General features: G+C 39.9%; 13 protein-coding genes. 7 read left to right on the top strand and 6 right to left on the bottom strand.

Annotation, left to right across the window (positions count from 1 at the left end; all coding sequences use genetic code 11):
* Positions 1–34 precede the first annotated feature (34 nt).
* Both ushA and N477_RS15365 read right to left on the bottom strand, forming a co-directional pair.
* Entirely contained in the window at positions 35–1,618 is a 1,584-nt protein-coding gene (ushA, locus tag N477_RS15370; protein ID WP_063363659.1) for a bifunctional UDP-sugar hydrolase/5'-nucleotidase UshA, read from the bottom strand.
* Between the two features lie 64 nt (positions 1,619–1,682).
* Complete coding sequence (locus N477_RS15365) at positions 1,683–1,871, bottom strand: hypothetical protein (RefSeq protein WP_063363660.1); 189 nt, start codon at positions 1,869–1,871, stop codon at positions 1,683–1,685.
* A gap of 339 nt (positions 1,872–2,210) precedes the next feature.
* On the opposite strand from N477_RS15365, the gene N477_RS15360 reads away from it, so the two are divergent.
* Positions 2,211–5,075 carry an insulinase family protein gene (locus N477_RS15360; RefSeq protein ID WP_063363661.1) on the top strand — a complete coding sequence of 955 codons (2,865 nt, stop codon included), beginning with the start codon at positions 2,211–2,213 and terminating at the stop codon, positions 5,073–5,075.
* Between the two features lie 87 nt (positions 5,076–5,162).
* Entirely contained in the window at positions 5,163–5,678 is a 516-nt protein-coding gene (locus N477_RS15355; protein ID WP_063363662.1) for a GNAT family N-acetyltransferase, read from the top strand.
* Here the strand turns inward: N477_RS15355 and N477_RS15350 are convergent.
* Genes N477_RS15350 through N477_RS15335 form a run of 4 tightly spaced genes read right to left on the bottom strand, consistent with a single transcriptional unit; the run spans position 5,671 to position 9,987 of the window.
* Positions 5,671–6,267, bottom strand: coding sequence for a PqiC family protein (locus tag N477_RS15350; RefSeq protein ID WP_081216593.1), 597 nt, complete (start codon positions 6,265–6,267; stop codon positions 5,671–5,673). The genes N477_RS15355 and N477_RS15350 overlap by 8 nt on opposite strands.
* Positions 6,264–7,919 carry an intermembrane transport protein PqiB gene (gene pqiB / locus N477_RS15345; protein WP_063363664.1) on the bottom strand — a complete coding sequence of 552 codons (1,656 nt, stop codon included), beginning with the start codon at positions 7,917–7,919 and terminating at the stop codon, positions 6,264–6,266. Before pqiB ends, N477_RS15350 begins: the two co-directional genes overlap by 4 nt.
* Positions 7,912–9,120 carry a paraquat-inducible protein A gene (locus N477_RS15340; RefSeq protein WP_063363759.1) on the bottom strand — a complete coding sequence of 403 codons (1,209 nt, stop codon included), beginning with the start codon at positions 9,118–9,120 and terminating at the stop codon, positions 7,912–7,914. Before N477_RS15340 ends, pqiB begins: the two co-directional genes overlap by 8 nt.
* A 57-nt stretch (positions 9,121–9,177) precedes the next feature.
* Positions 9,178–9,987, bottom strand: a complete 810-nt coding sequence (locus N477_RS15335) for a thioesterase family protein (protein ID WP_063363665.1) — start codon at positions 9,985–9,987, stop codon at positions 9,178–9,180.
* Positions 9,988–10,204: 217 nt separating this feature from the next.
* Between N477_RS15335 and dnaK the strand changes: the two genes are divergently transcribed.
* From dnaK to N477_RS15310, 5 genes are all read left to right on the top strand, one after another.
* Complete coding sequence (gene dnaK, locus N477_RS15330; RefSeq protein WP_063363666.1) at positions 10,205–12,139, top strand: molecular chaperone DnaK; 1,935 nt, start codon at positions 10,205–10,207, stop codon at positions 12,137–12,139.
* A gap of 119 nt (positions 12,140–12,258) precedes the next feature.
* Complete coding sequence (gene dnaJ, locus N477_RS15325) at positions 12,259–13,395, top strand: molecular chaperone DnaJ (protein ID WP_039610309.1); 1,137 nt, start codon at positions 12,259–12,261, stop codon at positions 13,393–13,395.
* A gap of 522 nt (positions 13,396–13,917) precedes the next feature.
* Complete coding sequence (gene ybaK, locus N477_RS15320) at positions 13,918–14,376, top strand: Cys-tRNA(Pro) deacylase (protein ID WP_063363667.1); 459 nt, start codon at positions 13,918–13,920, stop codon at positions 14,374–14,376.
* A gap of 211 nt (positions 14,377–14,587) precedes the next feature.
* Positions 14,588–16,840: an acyl-CoA dehydrogenase gene (locus N477_RS15315; RefSeq protein WP_063363668.1), complete on the top strand. Its 2,253-nt coding sequence runs from the start codon at positions 14,588–14,590 to the stop codon at positions 16,838–16,840.
* 85 nt (positions 16,841–16,925) lie between these two features.
* Positions 16,926–17,885 carry a phosphotransferase gene (locus N477_RS15310; protein ID WP_063363669.1) on the top strand — a complete coding sequence of 320 codons (960 nt, stop codon included), beginning with the start codon at positions 16,926–16,928 and terminating at the stop codon, positions 17,883–17,885.

Raw genomic sequence — 17,885 nt, 5'->3', positions numbered from 1 at the left:
TCGTGCTACATGCTTAAATTATTTTGATATAGTTTTAAAGGTTTTCAACTTTTATTGGTGAGTGTTTTTCAATATATGCACGAAGTACTTGTGCATCTGTACTGTCAGTAATTTGAAAATTTTTCTTTTCCGTTAAAATAGGGTACCCATCGCCGCCAGCTGCATTATAACTATTGATACTCATTCTATATGTCCCATTTATATCAAACTTTTTACCATTGATTGAGCGTATTACGGCTTTAGAATTATTAATTTCAAAGTCAATGTTGTGGTATTGCAGATAAGCACCAGCATCAGGTGGGAAGCTACCAACTATGGCTAGGTATTCTAATAACTCAGGGCCTTGCCAATCTATGTAGGCGACACGATTTTTAAATGGGTGAACCTTTAAAATATCTTTATAATTGATATCGCCTGCTTTAATGCTTGCGCGAATACCTCCGCCACTGATAATGCCGAAATCTGCGCCAACGGCTTCTGCCTGGGCGTTGATTATCAAATCTGCAAGTTTACTTTGTTCAAATCTAACAATATCTCTGCGACCATCTAAGAAAGCATCGATGTTGCCTACTGCGCCTGAGAGTTTTTCAGACCCTTTTTGCTGATACGGTAAAAGGAATTCGTAGAGCTCTTGATCTTTTGCTATTTCAGTCGTGATGAAGTTGCCTTTGGCATTTTTTAAATTTACAGGAACAAGCTCGTAACTTAATAACGTCTTGTTACCTTTTTCTATTTTAAAGACGGCTTTACCAACGTATTTTCCCCACTCATGTGCTTGCATGATCCAAGTACCATTTTGCTGATCTGGCCAGCAAGCTTTACCAGGAGAGAAAGTAGCATCAGGATTGCCATCTTTATCAACACATATAGGCTCTTGGGAGTGCCCGCCAATGATCATGTCGAGCGTATTTGGTTTAAGACTTCTGGCAAGCGTGACATCTCCAGGGGCATTAATACCGTGCTTTGCGTCATGGTAGTGGCCCATATGAGTTACAGCAAGGACGACATCTGGTTTGTATTTATCTTTAATTTTACCTGCTAATGGCTGTGCTGCCGCAGCAGGCGTAATAAAGTTTAAGTGACCAATGTATTCTGGGTTTGCAATTTTTGCTGTGTCGACAGTTGTTAGGCCGATAACCGCTATCTTTAGTTCATTCTTTTCAATGATGGCATAGCTTTGATAAGCGGGTTGATTGGTAGTTTTATCGATAATATTTGCCGATAAAATTGGAAAGTTAGACCAAGCAATTTGCTTATCTAGTACGCTTAATGGATTGTCAAACTCGTGATTACCGATTGCCATGGCGTCGTAACCAATAATACTCATACCTTTAAAGTCAGGTTCTGCAACTTGAAGGTCTGACTCTGGAACACCGGTGTTAATGTCGCCACCTGACAAAAGTATCACACTATGGCCTTTGGCTTCTGCTTTATCACGAAGCTGATCAATAAGCGTTTTACGTGCCGCCATGCCATATTCGCCATTTTCGTTGTGCCAAAAGCGTCCGTGATTATCATTGGTGTGTAAAACGGTAAGATACTGCGTATTTGCCTTGGTTTCGATTAGCTGGCAAGCAGTTAAAAAAGAGAGTAAAAACAAAGAAATAATTATGCGCATAAATTATTTTTAAAATCTGAACTTATTTATGCGCGTAGTTTAAAGCAATTACACGAAAATGACATTACAAAGTTGGTGAATTGGAGTTTTTACGAGAACTAATCACAGCCTCTTCTCGTCTATTTAATTCACTCTTGGCGTATGCTTGCTTTTGATGGTTAGTTTCGACCATCCAGTTTAAAAAGCATGCTGGTAACTTACTGTATGGTTCCCCTGCATGTATACCAAAGTCGCAAATTTGCTCTTCAATCATAATTTAGCCCCTGTTATTTTTATGCTACTTGCCTTGTATCATCAGCTTACTTACTGTGCGATCTTAGGCAGTTTAGAGCGTTTTTGAATCAAAAAAAACACTTTTAATCATAAAATTTAACCTTTTTGTCTGTTTTTAAAGCTAAATGGGCAGGCTGTAGGCTTAAATATTTAGTGTGAACGTGTTATTTATAAAGCCTTATCTATGTTTAACAAACAGTTACACTTTTTCTGAGCTTGTACTTGTGCGTATGCAACTTTAATATCAGTATATGAATAATTGTTTAATGCAGTATGCCGTGTCGTTTCGGATTCAATGCATACTTGAAATGGAAAGTATATGAAAAAATTATTGGCTTTGGGTGCTATATCTCTCGGTATTTTAACAGCTTGCTCCTCAACCACTCCTGGCAATTCTACGAGTCAACTTATTGCAGATAATTTAATTGTGAGCCCTAATGACGACAGGGCGTATGAAGTACTTACTCTCGATAATGGAATTGATGTAGTACTTGTTTCAGATCCCAGTGCTGAAAAGTCTGCCGCTGCATTGAGTGTTGGCGTGGGTTTATTACATGACCCTATGACACAACAGGGTATGGCGCATTATTTGGAACATATGTTGTTTTTAGGGACCGAGAAGTACCCAGATCCCGAGGAGTACGCTGCATTTGTGCAAAAAAATGGCGGTTCTCACAATGCTTACACTTGGCTAGATGTAACTAATTATATGGTCAAAATAAACAATGATGCTTTTGATGAAGCGCTGGATAGATTCTCTGATTTTTTTAAGTCTGCAAAACTCTATCCGGAATATACTGAGAAAGAAAAGAATGCGGTAAATGCCGAGTGGTCAATGCGTCGAGAAATGGACTTTTTTGGTCAGTTTAAGCTTGCTAGAGATTTATTGGGGGAGCATCCTGCAAACCGTTTCTTAATTGGTAATTTGGAAACACTAGGCGATAAAGAAAACAGCAATTTACACGAAGAAACAGTTGCCTTTTATAACAAGTACTACTCCTCAAATATCATGAAATTAGCCATGGTATCAAATATGCCGCTTGCTGAGATGGAACAAAAAGCAAGAGCGCATTTTAGTGGCATAGAAAACAAGCAGATCCCTGAGCCTATTGTGACAACCAAATTAGACTTTGACCAAATCGGATCAAAGCGTATTCATTACAGGCCGAATAAAGATGTTAAGTCACTTAACGTAGAATTTATTATTGAAAATAATATGTCTGACTTTGCAGTTAAACCAAATTACTTTGTGAGTTACTTACTGAGTAATGAAATGCAAGGCAGCCCAGCGCAGGTTCTCAAAGATAAAGGTTTGATAGCTTCTTTGAGTGCAAATGCTTCAGCTAATCATTACGGAAACTATGGCGTACTCAATGTTGAAGTTGAACTGACAGATCAAGGCATGGAGCAACGAGAGGTTATTGTTGCGACTGTAATGCAGTATATAAACTTGATTAAAGAGCAGGGCATTGATAGTAAATATTTTGAAGAAATCAAAACATCTCTCGACAATCAGTTTAGATTTTTAGAAAAAAGAGATGAATTCTCTTATGTCAGCACGCTCGCCGCGAATATGCAGGATTACCCACTCACGCATGCTGTTAATGCTAACTATCATTTTGCCAAGTTTGATCGCCAAGCGGTAAAACAGGTTTTAGACCAGCTTACTCCTCAGTCTATGCGAGTATGGTACATCAGCAAAAATGAACCTGTAGATAGTAAATTGCATTTTTATGATGGTGAATACAAAGTTGAAGCAATTTCTGAAAGTGAAGTCGCATCATGGTCTAAACCAAGTGAATTTGCCCTCAGTTTACCGAGTGTAAATCGACTATTGCCAGAGAATTTTGATTTGAAAACGGCCGCGACTAACAATGTGGAGCAGGTGTATGAAGGCTACAGAGTTCAAGCTTGGCTTAAATCAAGTGAGCGTTTTGCAGAGCAACCTAAAGGCAATATTGAAATTTTCTTAAATAGCGAGCTGCCAATCAATAATATTGCTGCGCGTGTATCTGCCAGTATCTGGGTAGATCTTTATGAAATTGAAAAAGCTAAATTAATAACCGAAGCGCAAGTAGCTGGCATGGGGCTCAAACTGAGAAACTCAAATGGCCTTGTTTTATCTTTATCCGGCTTTACTGATAAACAGCTGAAGTTACTTGATGAAGCCTTGAAGGAATTTGCGGTTTCACCAACTCAAAAACAGCTTGATCAAGCGATTGACAGGTATGTAAGAGCAGTGAAAAACAAAGGCAAGCAGATACCGTATTATCAAGCTTTTGATGCCTATAGGCAATTAACCCGTGAGGGCAGTTTTGATGTCGAAGAACTTATTGATGCTGCTAAAGGGATCACGATAGAGAGTTTTAAACAGGCTCAATTAGATTTGTTTGAAAACAATTTAGTGCGCGTGTTTGGCTATGGTAATTACAATAAGGCCGATATTGAGAAGGTTGTTTCGCGTCTTGAACATAGTTTTGGTAAACAGGCTAAACAAACTGAGTACGTTAGAGCCGGCTTTTGGCAACCTAAGTTAAATGAGTATGTCGTATTACAAAAAGATGTCGACGTAGCGGATGTTGCAATAGTTGATGTGTCTGTCCACCCAGTTAAAGGATTTGCACAAAAGGCGACTGCTTTGATCTTGAAAAACCACTTAAGGCAAAAAGCGTTTAATACTCTGCGTACAGAGGAGCAGCTTGCATATGCTGTGGGCGCTTTTTCAACCAGTATTGATGAATATTCTGCAATCGGTTTGTTTATTCAAACACCAGTTAAAGGTCCACAAGAAATGCAATCCCGCTTTGATGCTTTCAAGCTTGAGTATTCAGAAGAGTTAAAAACCTTAACGGATGAAGAGTTTGCGCAAATTAAAGCGTCCACATTGGCGAATTTAAAAGAAGAGCCCAAAAACCTTGCGGATGAAGCAGAGCCTTTCTTTACCGATTGGTACAAAAATACGCTATCTTTCGATTCAAAAGCGCGCTTAATTCAAGCTGCTGAAGAAGTAACTAAAGATGACATTAAGGAATATTTTGAAAAGACGATTATGAATGAAAGTGCACCGCGGCTAAATGTTCAGCTGAGAGGCAGTAAATTTAAGGATCATGCATTCGCTGATTTACCTAACCAAACAAAAATAAGCTCGATGAAAGAGCTATACAAAAAGGTAAGATATAAATAAATTTGCAATATATAGTAAATTTATTTACATCACTTAAAGGCAATGTCTAATCCCATTGCCTTTTTAATATAACAACAGTTGGTAGATATGCTTAATAAATTAGTCGCGCAAACGCAAAGGTGTGAAATCAGACATGCAACCCCTGATGACGCTGATTTTATTATAAAGCTCCTCAATCAAAAGAGCTTTATAGATAATATTGGTGATAAGCAGGTTAGAGATCGTAAAAGTGCGCAAGAGTATATTAAGCGTTCTTTTCAAATGCATTATCAAGCTCAAAGCTTTGCCCCATATATTGTGTATTTGAAGACAGGACAGCAAATAGGTATCGCAGGGTTTTACCAAAGAGCTTATTTACAAGGCCCTGATTTGGGATATGCATTTTTAGATCAGTATACAGGGCAAGGGCTTGCATCTGAGGCTTGTAACAGCCTTATCTGTATGGCTAAAAACAATATGCGGTTGAGTGACTTACACGCAATTACTGATATCAGTAATTTGAAAAGCCAAAAATTGTTGCTCAGCCTTGGTTTTAAGCTGAGTGGTGAAATAAACAGCCAGGTTGGTAAAATAGACAGGCTATTCACTTATAAATTCATTTAAGAAGAATGGATAAGGCTTCTTGATTAATTGTATTAAGAAGCTTTATCCAGTTCTGTTGATGAGCGGATACCAAAGCTTCAAATCCATCTTTATTCAGTTGACTATTCAATGTAAATCTTTGAGTTTGAATAAGCTTAAGCTCACCTTGTTCCTGTTTATATAAATACCAATTTCCACTTAATATAGCACCTTTATTATAATGGCCTGCGAATTCGTTCAACACTAATTTGAGTGAGAACAAAGGTTTTTCGACATCTCCTGCGAGTGCTCTGGGCACGACAGTAAGCCCTAATGTGTGGAAATAGCTTTGTGTTAACTGTGTTAGCATGTTTTCAGGGTGCTCTGCCCAAAAGTGAAAGCGTGCGATATTCACAGTATTTGGTTTAGTGTATTGGACAAAGGCTTGTTGGTTTGATACGCCCAGAATGGACACATCTTCTAAATAAAGGTGAGCGGTTGTCGCTTTTTGTGCTGAAGGCACTTCCAAATTTTGATCTGAAAATTTGTAGTACTTATGCGTATTTTGATTGCTACTGCAACCGATTAATAATAACGAGATTAAACCAAGATAAATTGGGATTTTCATCATCGTTTCCTTGGCGTTGGGTCTTCAGATGCGTCTTTGTCAAAAATAAGCATGTTTGGTTGCTCATTGAGGCCCTTCGTGACAGGTTTTAGTGTATTTGACAAGCTTTCAAGTTCACTGAGTGTGTCGGTCAGTTGTTCCATAACACCCGAACCTTGTTGGTAAGTTGATAATGTTTTTTCAAATTGCTTCAAGCTGGAAGTCAATTGGGTTAACGTGCCTTGTAATTGAGTTAGGTTCTTATCCACTTTTTCCGGTACTTTTTTGTTGTTTAAATTTTCTATTAGTTGCTTTGTCTCGTTTCCAAGCTGTTTGTAAGCAACTAATGTTTTGTTTGCTTCGCTTAATGTATCGTCTAAAGGTAATTTATTTAGCTTATTAAGCAGCGCGATAACTTGTTCTGAGAGCGCCGTAAACCCACTTGGTACACTTGGTAAAACTGGGTACACAGAGTGTTTTGCAATGGTGTCCGGCTTTGCTGCGCTGTAGAAGTCTAACTCTATATATACCGCACCCGTTAACAAATTACCACTTTTTAATGAGGCTCTAAGTCCATTTCTAATCCATTTCTCAATGTTACTTTGCCAATACAATTTCGCTTGCTCATCAACATCGTAGATCCTGCCATATTCGACTTTGATTAAGACTGGTATCGAAGTGTTATCTTGTTGAAAGTACAAAGGTTGCCCATTGCGGACAATGTGTGCTGGGACCTGCTCAACCGTACCAATTCGCATCCCTCTGTACTCTACTGGCGCGCCTGGCTTTAATCCCTTAATAGATTGCTCAAACTCAATGAGATATAAATCAAACAAATCAAATCGTCTTTCTAGCGCCACGGCAAAGTTCTTATGTAGCTTATACTGTGTGTTTTGTTCTGCTATTCCATCAGCTTCGGTATTAGGCGGATAATCAACAGAAATTCCTCCTTTAATTAACTTTGATAGCGAACCTGTAGATACTCTTATGCCCTCAGTTGACAAATCAACCTCGATGCCAGAGTTCACCCAAAATATAGCATTCTTTGATATCAGCTCGTTATACGGAGAATTAATGAAAATACCGTAATCCATTTCCAAGGTTTTCTCGTTAAAACTTGCAGTCTCAACTTGACCAATTTTATAATTTCTGAAGAAAATACCTGTTCCAACGTCTAAAACTTCTGCATTAGCCGCCTTTAGGCTATACCTTAGGCCCTCAATATCAGGTGCAATCAAGGCTGGTTGATTTTGCATAGTAAATAAAGAGGCTTGTTCGTTACTTTCACCTGGCAAAAGTTCAATATATGCACCAGAGAGAAGTGTATTGAGGCCAGAAATACCAGATTCATCAACACGAGGCTTCACAGTCCAAAACTTGGCGTCCTTAGTTAAAAGTGTGTCGTAATCTTTGAAAATTCGTATTGTAGCAATTACAGCGTTTTGCTCTATTTGTAGCTTTAGAGATTCGACTAACCCAACTTGAACGCTTCTTACTTTAATTTCGGTTTTACCCGCGATGATGCCATCAGCGTTATCCATTTTTAAAAAAATGGTGTGTCCTTTATTTGATTGATGTTGGTATAACATCCAACCTGTGATCACAATTGCGATAACAGGCACTATCCAAATAACAGAAAACTTTGGTTTAGACTCGATATAAGCTTGTTCATTCATTTTTATTTAAATTATCCCAAAGTAGCCGAGGGTCGAAATGGTTCACTGATATTATTTGGCATAATACCATAGCTGTGAAAAACACAATACCTGATTGAGGTTCAACACTTAAAACAGTACCAAGTTGCACAAGTGAAACCAGTAATATCACGACGAAGACGTCTATCATTGACCATTTCCCCATAAACTCAAGGGCACGATAAAGTTTGCTGGCGAGCTTTGGCTTAGTGCAGCGTTTTACTTGATAAATTAAGTAAAAGAGGGCAACACCTTTAATTATGGGAATACAAATACTTGCTACAAAAATGAGAATGGCAACAGGGTAGGAACCTGCATGCCACATAACTTCAACACCACTATAAATTGTAGCCTTGGTGTGAAGGCCTAAATTAATCGTGTCCATGATAGGCAGTGCCAGTGCGGGTACCAAAAGCACCATTGCAGTAATCATCCAAGCTGCGCTTTTTTCAAGCGAATTTGCTTTACGAAACTTAAGCTTAGTCGTACACCTTGGACAACGGGTTTCTTTACTGAGTTGTCCGCAGACGTGGCACTTTTTCAATGATTGTTGAAGCGCTCGGGGTGCACAGGTTTTTTCATCAGGGCAATAAGTAATTTGCTCTCGTTCCCATAACTGCTCTTTACTAAGTAGCGAAAGTGTCTCTATGAAGCACAGAACAAATAAGATATATGACCAAAACCCTAGGCCAACCTCAATTTCTGCAAATTCTGTCAATTTGAATGCACTAATCAAGACTGCCACCAAAAATATATCTGCTAAGTTGAGCGGCTTCAGCACCATTAGTGATCTAACTATTATCCGAGCATTAATAGGGTTAAGGTGACGCCAAAAGGGGGAGTGCGCCAACATAATTAGTATAAGTGCAGCCAAGGGCATTAATAAGATGGTGAATGCAAGTAAGCCAGCAAGTAGTGCGCTAAAATTTGTCCCAAGCAATGATATTGCTTCAATTAAACTGATGGATTGTTTGAGGCCGTGCTGCGCATACGAAATAAAGTGAGGATGTAAGCTAACTAGAAGGAATAAAATTGAGGATAAGCCAAACGCATTGATACTTTGGTTATAGTCAATTTTACAGTTGGCCAAGGTGTTACCACAGTGCGGACATATGGCTCTCTGGTGCTTGTCCATATGTGCGATAGACACTAAATAATCACAATGTTGGCAAGCAGTTATCACGATAAGCAACACTTAAAAGAAATTTATACTCTATTGTGTTCCAGCAACTCAAGAATATCAACTATCAAATACGGCCACCGTTTGGTGGCTAAGTGCAAGCAGTTCTCCAGATTTTGAGAAAATCTTTGCATCTTCAATACTGTATCCGTCTTTAGCTTGATGTGTTATGGCTTCATATCCCACCCAATCAAGTGAGTCAATATTTAAAGGTTGTAGGAATTCTATATACCAGGACACTGTACTGGCAGGAGATGGTTTGCTGCAAAGTTGAAGGATCGTAGGTGGCCATGCATCGGCCAAAGCCAATATGTACAACTCAGGAAATGTAATTTGAGTTGTGTGTTTAAATTTCATCCAGCCATGAAGCTCGTTATATTCAGAACCACTAAAAGGCATATCACCAGCTTGAATATTCAAATCTACATGTTGGATAAAAGCTGGAAATGCACCTTCTAAATATTGAATTGTGTTAGCACTTTTTATATCTGGATTGAGAATACGTGGTTTGCTTTGTGGCTCTACTTGAATATTAGATGGGCATTGACCTCCAAAGCATGCTAATGAGACTAAGCACACAGAGTTTTTTTGTTCTATACGGGACTCTAACTGAGTGACTCTTTTACCTTGCCTCAAAATAGTAGTAGTAATAGTGAAAGGCTCTGTTGCGATTAAAGGGGCGACGAAATTACAATTAAATGAACGTAGCTTCCTGTTTTTGTCATTTAGTCGATTCAACATGTGCTTGAGCATTAATGCCGCACTTAGCCCGCCAAAGACTGTTCGACCTTGACTCCATGTTGATGCCACACTTACCGTACTTGGTTGTTCGTTGAGATCTAAAGAAGAAATGATAGTTTCAAAATCCATAGTAAATCCACGTTTCGTTATTTTAGTTTAGAATATAAACACTAATCTAATAAATACAGAATTTTTGTCTGCTTTTTACTCTATTCATCCCAAAAATAAAAAAATTTGAAAAAAAATGAAATTTTTTTCTTGTTTAAGGTTGAATTAGAATTTGCCGCCCCTATTAATCAAGTCATCTAACAGAACAACGAATTTTTTGAGGTCGGAGAAGATTCACATGGGTAAAATTATTGGAATCGATTTAGGTACTACTAACTCTTGTGTAGCAGTATTAGATGGTGAGAACACGCGCGTTATTGAAAACGCTGAAGGCGATCGTACAACCCCGTCGATTATTGCATTTACAGAAGACGGTGAAACACTAGTAGGTCAACCGGCAAAGCGTCAGGCAGTTACTAACCCTACAAATACGCTATATGCAATCAAGCGACTAATTGGTCGTCGCTTTGAAGATGAAGAAGTACAACGTGACATCAGCATCATGCCTTTCAACATTGTTAAAGCTGACAACGGTGATGCATGGGTTGAAGTTCGCGGTGAAAAGCGCGCAGCGCCGCAGATTTCTGCTGAAGTCCTTAAGAAAATGAAGAAGACTGCAGAAGACTATTTAGGTGAAGAAGTAACAGAAGCTGTTATCACAGTACCTGCATACTTCAACGATTCACAGCGTCAAGCAACTAAAGATGCTGGTCGTATTGCGGGTCTTGATGTTAAGCGTATCATCAACGAGCCAACTGCTGCTGCACTAGCTTACGGTATGGACAAAAAGCAAGGCGACAATGTTGTAGCGGTATACGACCTTGGTGGTGGTACATTCGACATCTCAATCATCGAGATTGACGAAGTAGACGGTGAGCACACGTTTGAAGTACTTGCAACAAACGGTGATACGCACCTTGGTGGTGAAGATTTTGATAACCGTGTTATCAACTATCTTGTTGAAGAGTTTAAGAAAGAGCAGGGCATCGACCTTAAAGTTGACCCTCTTGCAATGCAGCGTGTTAAAGAAGCTGCTGAAAAGGCTAAGATTGAGCTTTCATCTGCACAGCAAACTGAAGTTAACCTTCCTTATGTGACAGCAGATGCAACTGGTCCTAAGCACATGAACGTTAAACTAACGCGTGCGAAGCTTGAATCTCTAGTTGAAGACTTAGTCACTCAGTCTATCGAGCCGCTTAAGCGTGCACTAGCAGATGCAGATCTTTCTGTAAGCGACGTAAATGACATCATCCTTGTTGGTGGTCAAACACGTATGCCACTAGTTCAGTCAAAAGTTGCTGAGTTCTTCGGTAAAGAAGCGCGTAAAGATGTAAACCCTGATGAAGCAGTTGCACTTGGTGCAGCGGTTCAAGGTGGTGTTCTTTCTGGTGACGTAAAAGACGTTCTTCTACTTGACGTTATCCCACTATCTCTAGGTATAGAGACTATGGGTCAAGTAATGACTGCGCTAATCGAGAAAAACACGACTATTCCAACGAAGAAGTCACAGGTATTCTCGACAGCTGAAGATAACCAGTCAGCAGTAACAATTCACGTTTTACAAGGTGAACGTAAGCGTTCAACTGATAACAAGTCTCTTGGTCAGTTCAACCTTGAAGGTATTCGCCCAGCGCAACGTGGTGCACCGCAAATCGAAGTTACTTTTGACGTTGATGCTGACGGTATCTTACATGTATCTGCTAAAGATAAAGATACTGGTAAAGAGCAAAAGATCACTATCCAAGCTTCTTCAGGTCTAAGCGATGATGAAGTAGAGAAAATGGTACGTGATGCTGAAGCAAACGCTGAAGAAGATAAGAAGTTCGAAGAGTTAGTGGGTGCACGTAACCAAGCTGACGCTTTAGTCCATGCTACTCGCAAGCAAGTTGAAGAAGCAGGTGATGCACTTCCAGCTGAAGATAAGACTGCAATTGAAGGTGCTTTAACTGAGCTTGAAGCAGCTATCAAAGGCGACAGCAAAGAAGACATCGATGCAAAAACTCAAGCTCTTGCAGAGAAATCTCAAAAGTTAATGGAAATCGCTCAAGCAAATGCACAAGCACAGCAAGCAGGCCCTGGTGCTGACGCTGGCGCTGGCGCACAACAAGGTTCTGCGAAAGCAGACGACGATGTTGTTGATGCTGAGTTTGAAGAAGTTAAAGACAACAAGTAATTGTTGACTGTTAAGGGCGCGCGGCGACTTCGCTAGACGCGCCCTTCGTGTTTTTAAATTTTGGCTCACTACCGATCATATTGGTCGGAGAGTTGTCTTGTAAGAGTAGTGTGATAACTATGTCCAAACGTGATTATTACGAAGTATTAGGTGTTTCAAAAGACGCCGGTGAACGTGATATTAAAAAGGCCTATAAGCGCCTAGCAATGAAGTATCACCCAGATCGTACTGCGGGTGATGAAGCTTTAGAAGCTAAGTTCAAAGAAGTAAAAGAAGCGTACGAGGTCCTAACGGATAGTCAGAAACGCCAGATGTATGATCAATACGGCCATGCAGCGTTTGAACAAAACGGTGGTGGAGGCCATGGCGGGTTCGGTGGTGGAGCCGACTTTGGCGATATCTTCGGGGACGTATTCGGTGATATTTTTGGTGGCGGCGGTGGTCGTCGTCAATCAAGACAGCAACGTGGTGCCGACCTTCGTTACAGCTTAGACTTAAGCTTGGAAGAAGCAGTAAAGGGCAAAGACGTTGAAATAAAAGTGCCTACATGGGTAAGTTGTAAACCATGTGATGGCAGTGGTGCAAAAGCTGGCTCAAAGCCAAAAACATGTTCTACCTGTCATGGTGCAGGTCAAGTGCAAATGCGCCAAGGTTTCTTTGCGGTTCAACAGACTTGTCCTACGTGTCAAGGTACTGGACAAGTTATCTCAGATCCGTGTGATAGCTGTCATGGTCAAGGTCGCGTAGAGAAAACCAAGACGCTATCAGTTAAAATTCCTGCGGGTGTTGATACGGGTGACCGAATTCGACTTTCTGGTGAAGGTGAAGCGGGTATGCACGGCGCGCCAGCTGGTGACCTATACGTTCAGGTTAGCGTTCGTGAACATCCGATTTTTGTTCGTGACGGCAATAACTTGTACTGCGAAGTACCAATTAGCTTCACAACCGCAGCGTTAGGCGGCGAAATTGAAGTGCCGACACTTGATGGTAGAGCTAACCTGAAGATCCCTTCAGAAAGCCAAACTGGAAAGATGTTCCGCATGCGCGGTAAAGGCGTTAAGTCTGTTCGTAGTGGTTCAGTAGGTGATTTAATCTGTAAAGTAGTTATTGAAACGCCAGTTAACTTAAACGAGCGTCAGAAAGAACTACTTAAAGAACTTGAAGAGAGCATGAGTGGTGATACCAGTAAAAATCGTCCTAAAGCACAGGGCTTCTTTGATGGTGTGAAAAAGTTTTTTGATGACTTAACCAAGTAGTTGGTAATGAATCGAATCAAAACGGCGCCTTTGGCGCCGTTTTACTCTCAGTCTAATATTACGAGATAATCCATATCATCGTTGCACCGACACACTAGATCCTGTCGGTTTTCTCCTGAAATCAGTGTTCCAGAATTGCACCCTAAAATTTCACACTTTTGATCACAAGCTAGTTTGTTTGCCCATGCATTATATTCGTTACTTAAAAACACTACTGCGGTTAAAACAGTTAAAGTGATACCGACTATGCTTGAAAGACTTGTATACATACAACAATCTACACTAGGTAAAAATAATTAGGGCTTAACGTCGATTGCCAATGAATGCGCAATCACAACTCAGTAAGCTGATACATACTACTTTAGTCGACATTATCATAATGTCGAGCGTAATTTAGTATAATTTAAAGGGGACTTACCAATGTAAATTACTTACGAATATGCTTTGTCGTGCACAATTGAAAAGCTGTGCGTATCTCGATATGGTTTTAATTTTTAACTCATTAATAAATAAGGACTTATAATGACACCTGCTATAAACTTACTTAAAAAAAATAAAGTTAAATTCGATGTATTAAAATTTAAACATGACCCCACTATACCTAACTATGCTCAAGAAGCTGCGACTAAACTTAAACTGGACGAGAAAAAAGTATTTAAAACCTTAGTGATTGATGTGGATGGAACATTATTTATCGGCGTCACCCCAGCTTGCCAGCAGGTAGATTTAAAGTTATTTGCAAAGTCGGTTTCGGGAAAAAAAGCACATATGGCTGAAAAAAATCGAGCACAAAGTGCAACAGGGTACTTACTTGGCGGGATAAGCCCTTTCGCTCACAAAAAAAACATTCCTGTGATCGTGCATAAAACTGCACTAGATTATGATGAAATTTACGTCAGTGGTGGTCGGCGTGGGTTGGAAATTTCGATTTGCCCGCAATCACTTATGGCTATTACCCGCGCAAATTATGCAGTTTTTTGAGATATATAATTCTCCATATCAATTTTATGCCTATTCATGCAAAAATAATATAAATTCAGCGTACACGTGTAAGCCACTAATTATCAGAAAGTTTTTCCTCTAAAAAGCAATTTACAGTAAAAAATTAGTTAATTATTTCATTCGAGCAATTGATCTAAATTGATTTTTATGCCGTAATGTAGGTATATCTATCTGGTCGGATGAGTTTATTATGAGTTTAAGAACACAACTAAGAAAAATTTTACCTAGCATTTCTGTTACCGAACAAGAAGCCCTGGATGCAGGAGATGTTTGGTTAGAAGGCTCTATCTATCAAGGAAAGCCAGATTTTTCAGCTTTACGCTCAGTAACAGAAGCAAAGCTATCGGCTGAAGAACAGGCATTTTTAGATGGCCCTGTGAATGAGTTGATGGCAATGATCGATGAAAATCATATTCAAAACTCAAAACACTTACCTGAGCATATTTTAGAATTTTTGAAAAAAGAACGATTCTTTTCTCTTATCATTCCTAAGCAGTACGGCGGTTTAGAATTTAGCCCGTATGCAAACTCAACGATTGTTGGCACGATTGCTACAAAATCGTCGGCAGTGGCAGTGACTGTAATGGTGCCAAATTCATTGGGCCCAGGTGAATTATTACTTCACTATGGTACGGCTGAGCAGCAGGCGCATTATTTACCTCGACTTGCTAATGGACGTGATATCCCTTGTTTTGCGCTGACAAGCCCAGAGGCGGGTTCTGATGCTGGTGGTATTCCAGATCAGGGTATTGTCACTAAGGGTATGTTTGAAGGCAAAGAAGTACTTGGTCTAGAAGTTACATGGGATAAGCGTTACATCACGCTTGCACCGATTGCGACTGTACTTGGCTTAGCATTTAAAGTATTCGATCCGAACGGGTTGTTAGGTGGTAAAGAGTCTTTAGGGATCACATGCGCGCTTATTCCTAAATCTCACCCGGGTGTCGAGCTGGGCAATCGCCACGATCCAATGGGTATTCGTTTTTACAATGGTACAACGCGCGGTAATAAGGTATTTATCCCAATGGACTTTATTATCGGCGGTCAAAAAAATATTGGTCGCGGTTGGCAAATGCTCGTGAGCTGTTTAGGCGCTGGCCGAGGCATTTCACTACCAGCTTTAGGTGTTTCAACGAGCCAAGTTGCACTAAAATCTGCATCTGAATATGCTGCAGTGCGCGAGCAATTTGGTCTAGCAATCGGTCAATTTGAAGGTATTCAAGAAAAGCTTGCTGATATCGCGGGTAAAGCATATTTGCAAGAATCTATGCGAGTATTAACAACCGAAGGTCTTGGCATGGGGTTGAAGCCGTCAGTTGTGACAGCAATTGCGAAATATCACATGACGGAGCTTGGTCGAGATGTACTTGATTCAGCAATGGATATATTAGCTGGCAAAGCAATTCAAACTGGACCACAAAACACCTTAGCGAGCGGTTATGTAGCACAGCCGATAGCTATCACTGTAGAAGGTGCAAATATTCTAACACGTAACTTGATGATATTTGGGCAAGGTGTCATGCGTTGTCACCCTTATTTGCAATCGATGGTTGAATCAATTCACAGCGAGCAGCCAAATGCTGACAAAGAGTTCAATAAGATCCTAAGAAAAACGGTCGGATACAGTATTGGCAATGGTTTACGTGCGTTTAAGCTAGGTGCATTTCCGTTTTTAGCCACTGGATCTTCACGCTTACCAGAAGTGGTGCAGTATGAGAAAGCTGCACAGCAATTAGCGTCAAAGCTAGCTGTATACGCTGATTTTTCACTACTTGTACTGGGTGGCAAACTTAAGCAAGCCGAGTTATTGTCTGCGAGGCTTGGTGATGTAATGAGCTTTGTATACGCAGCTATGGCATCTATTAGGTATTACGAGCAAAAAGTGTCAGAGCAAGATAGAGCGCAAGCTGCGCCTTATTTCCATTACGCGACGCGTTATGCACTTGTTGAAGCGGAAAAAGCATTACATAAGTTTTTGGATAACTTTCCAAATACCGCAGCAAGACGCTTTATGCGTGTGGCGACAATGAACTTTTCGCATCGTATGCCACAAATAAATGATGACTTGGTCAGAGAACTTGCTAAAGCATCACAGCTAGATACTTTGTTTAAGCAACAGCTGACTCATTTAGTGAAGCCAACACCGGGTGATGGTCATGATATCAATGAGCAGGCCTATAAAGCCAAAATGGCATGTTTAGACTCGCTGGCAAAAGTGAAGAAAGCACTGAAAAAGAGAGAGATCAAAGCTGGCGTTACATTTAGCGATACATTAAATAATGCCTTTGTTGCCAGTATCGTAAATGAGCAAGAATATGTACAGCTAGTTGATTACAACCGTAAGCGTGAAAAAGCAATTCGTGTTGATGAGTTTGACTTTGACTTGAACTTGGTTGAGGAAAAAAATACCACAGAGGAACTAAAAGCGGCTGTAAATCAATAAAGCCTCGAGCTAAAAAACCATACGCCCAATTATTTCTATAATTGGGCGTTTCATATAAACTGCACAAAAAAGCGAGTATTTTTTTATGCAGTCATCTCTTTATAGTCAATATCTTCATTTAAAACATCGACAAAATCAAACACCTCAAACGCTGTGGAATGGCTGTGGCACGTTAGAAAAATGCCAAATAGGAACTCGCAAATATGCGATCAAGATTAGTCAGGTACCTGACGACTTACAGCATGTCAATATTCAACAAACTTCATTTTCTCTGCAAAGAAAAATAAAAAGTTATGTAAAAGAGCAACATTTTTACAGGCATTATGCATTATGTTTACGAGACTTATGCTTGTTACCGCAAGCGATTGAGCTTCATGAAATTAATGGTAAATTTATTACCCTGCTTGAGGACTTTGAGCCATTAGGTTTTCAAAACAAGAGTTCAGTGTCTACTGTGCATATTAAAAGGGTTTTGGATTGGCTAGCGACATTTCATGCTAATTGGCTGACAGAAGATACAGACAATGATGAGTTTGAAACTTTTGGCTATGGAAACTATTGGCATTTAGATACACGCCCTGATGAATATCAAAAAATGCCTAACTCAGCTTTGAAAGAATCGGCTCATAAAATTGACAAAACATTGAAGCGTATTCGATATCATACCCTTATTCATGGTGATGCTAAATTGGCAAACTTTGCTTTTGATGACAACCGAGTTATTGGTTATGACTTTCAACATGTTGGCTTAGGTAACGGCCTCAGCGATGTGATGTTACTTTTCACGACTGTGTTGAATAACGCACAGCTAGAAACAGAGTGCAATGATTTGTTAGCCTATTATTTCTCTCGACTACAACAAGCTCTTGTGCATAAATGCTCTGCGATTAGTTTCTGTGATTTACAGCAACAATGGCAGGAAAGTTGGTGTTTTATTTGGGCTGATTTTCACCGATTTTTGCAAGGCTGGCGGCCAGAACACCATAAAATTAATGATTATATGAAAAAGCAAACGGCAATTGCTTTGAGGCAAACTGAGAAATAA

The organism is Pseudoalteromonas luteoviolacea H33-S (assembly GCF_001625695.1).
In the GTDB taxonomy this organism is placed as follows: domain Bacteria; phylum Pseudomonadota; class Gammaproteobacteria; order Enterobacterales; family Alteromonadaceae; genus Pseudoalteromonas; species Pseudoalteromonas luteoviolacea_B.
This window is presented reverse-complemented; position numbering and strand designations above follow the sequence as displayed.

Excerpts from the sequence above, each read along its gene's own strand:
- ushA (WP_063363659.1), bottom strand. The coding sequence starts at position 1,618 with ATGCGCATAATTATTTCTTTGTTTTTACTCTCTTTTTTAACTGCTTGC.
- N477_RS15365 (WP_063363660.1), bottom strand. The coding sequence starts at position 1,871 with ATGATTGAAGAGCAAATTTGCGACTTTGGTATACATGCAGGGGAACCA.
- N477_RS15360 (WP_063363661.1), top strand. The coding sequence starts at position 2,211 with ATGAAAAAATTATTGGCTTTGGGTGCTATATCTCTCGGTATTTTAACA.
- N477_RS15355 (WP_063363662.1), top strand. The coding sequence starts at position 5,163 with ATGCTTAATAAATTAGTCGCGCAAACGCAAAGGTGTGAAATCAGACAT.
- N477_RS15350 (WP_081216593.1), bottom strand. The coding sequence starts at position 6,267 with ATGATGAAAATCCCAATTTATCTTGGTTTAATCTCGTTATTATTAATC.
- pqiB (WP_063363664.1), bottom strand. The coding sequence starts at position 7,919 with ATGAATGAACAAGCTTATATCGAGTCTAAACCAAAGTTTTCTGTTATT.
- N477_RS15335 (WP_063363665.1), bottom strand. The coding sequence starts at position 9,987 with ATGGATTTTGAAACTATCATTTCTTCTTTAGATCTCAACGAACAACCA.
- dnaK (WP_063363666.1), top strand. The coding sequence starts at position 10,205 with ATGGGTAAAATTATTGGAATCGATTTAGGTACTACTAACTCTTGTGTA.
- dnaJ (WP_039610309.1), top strand. The coding sequence starts at position 12,259 with ATGTCCAAACGTGATTATTACGAAGTATTAGGTGTTTCAAAAGACGCC.
- ybaK (WP_063363667.1), top strand. The coding sequence starts at position 13,918 with ATGACACCTGCTATAAACTTACTTAAAAAAAATAAAGTTAAATTCGAT.
- N477_RS15315 (WP_063363668.1), top strand. The coding sequence starts at position 14,588 with ATGAGTTTAAGAACACAACTAAGAAAAATTTTACCTAGCATTTCTGTT.
- N477_RS15310 (WP_063363669.1), top strand. The coding sequence starts at position 16,926 with ATGCAGTCATCTCTTTATAGTCAATATCTTCATTTAAAACATCGACAA.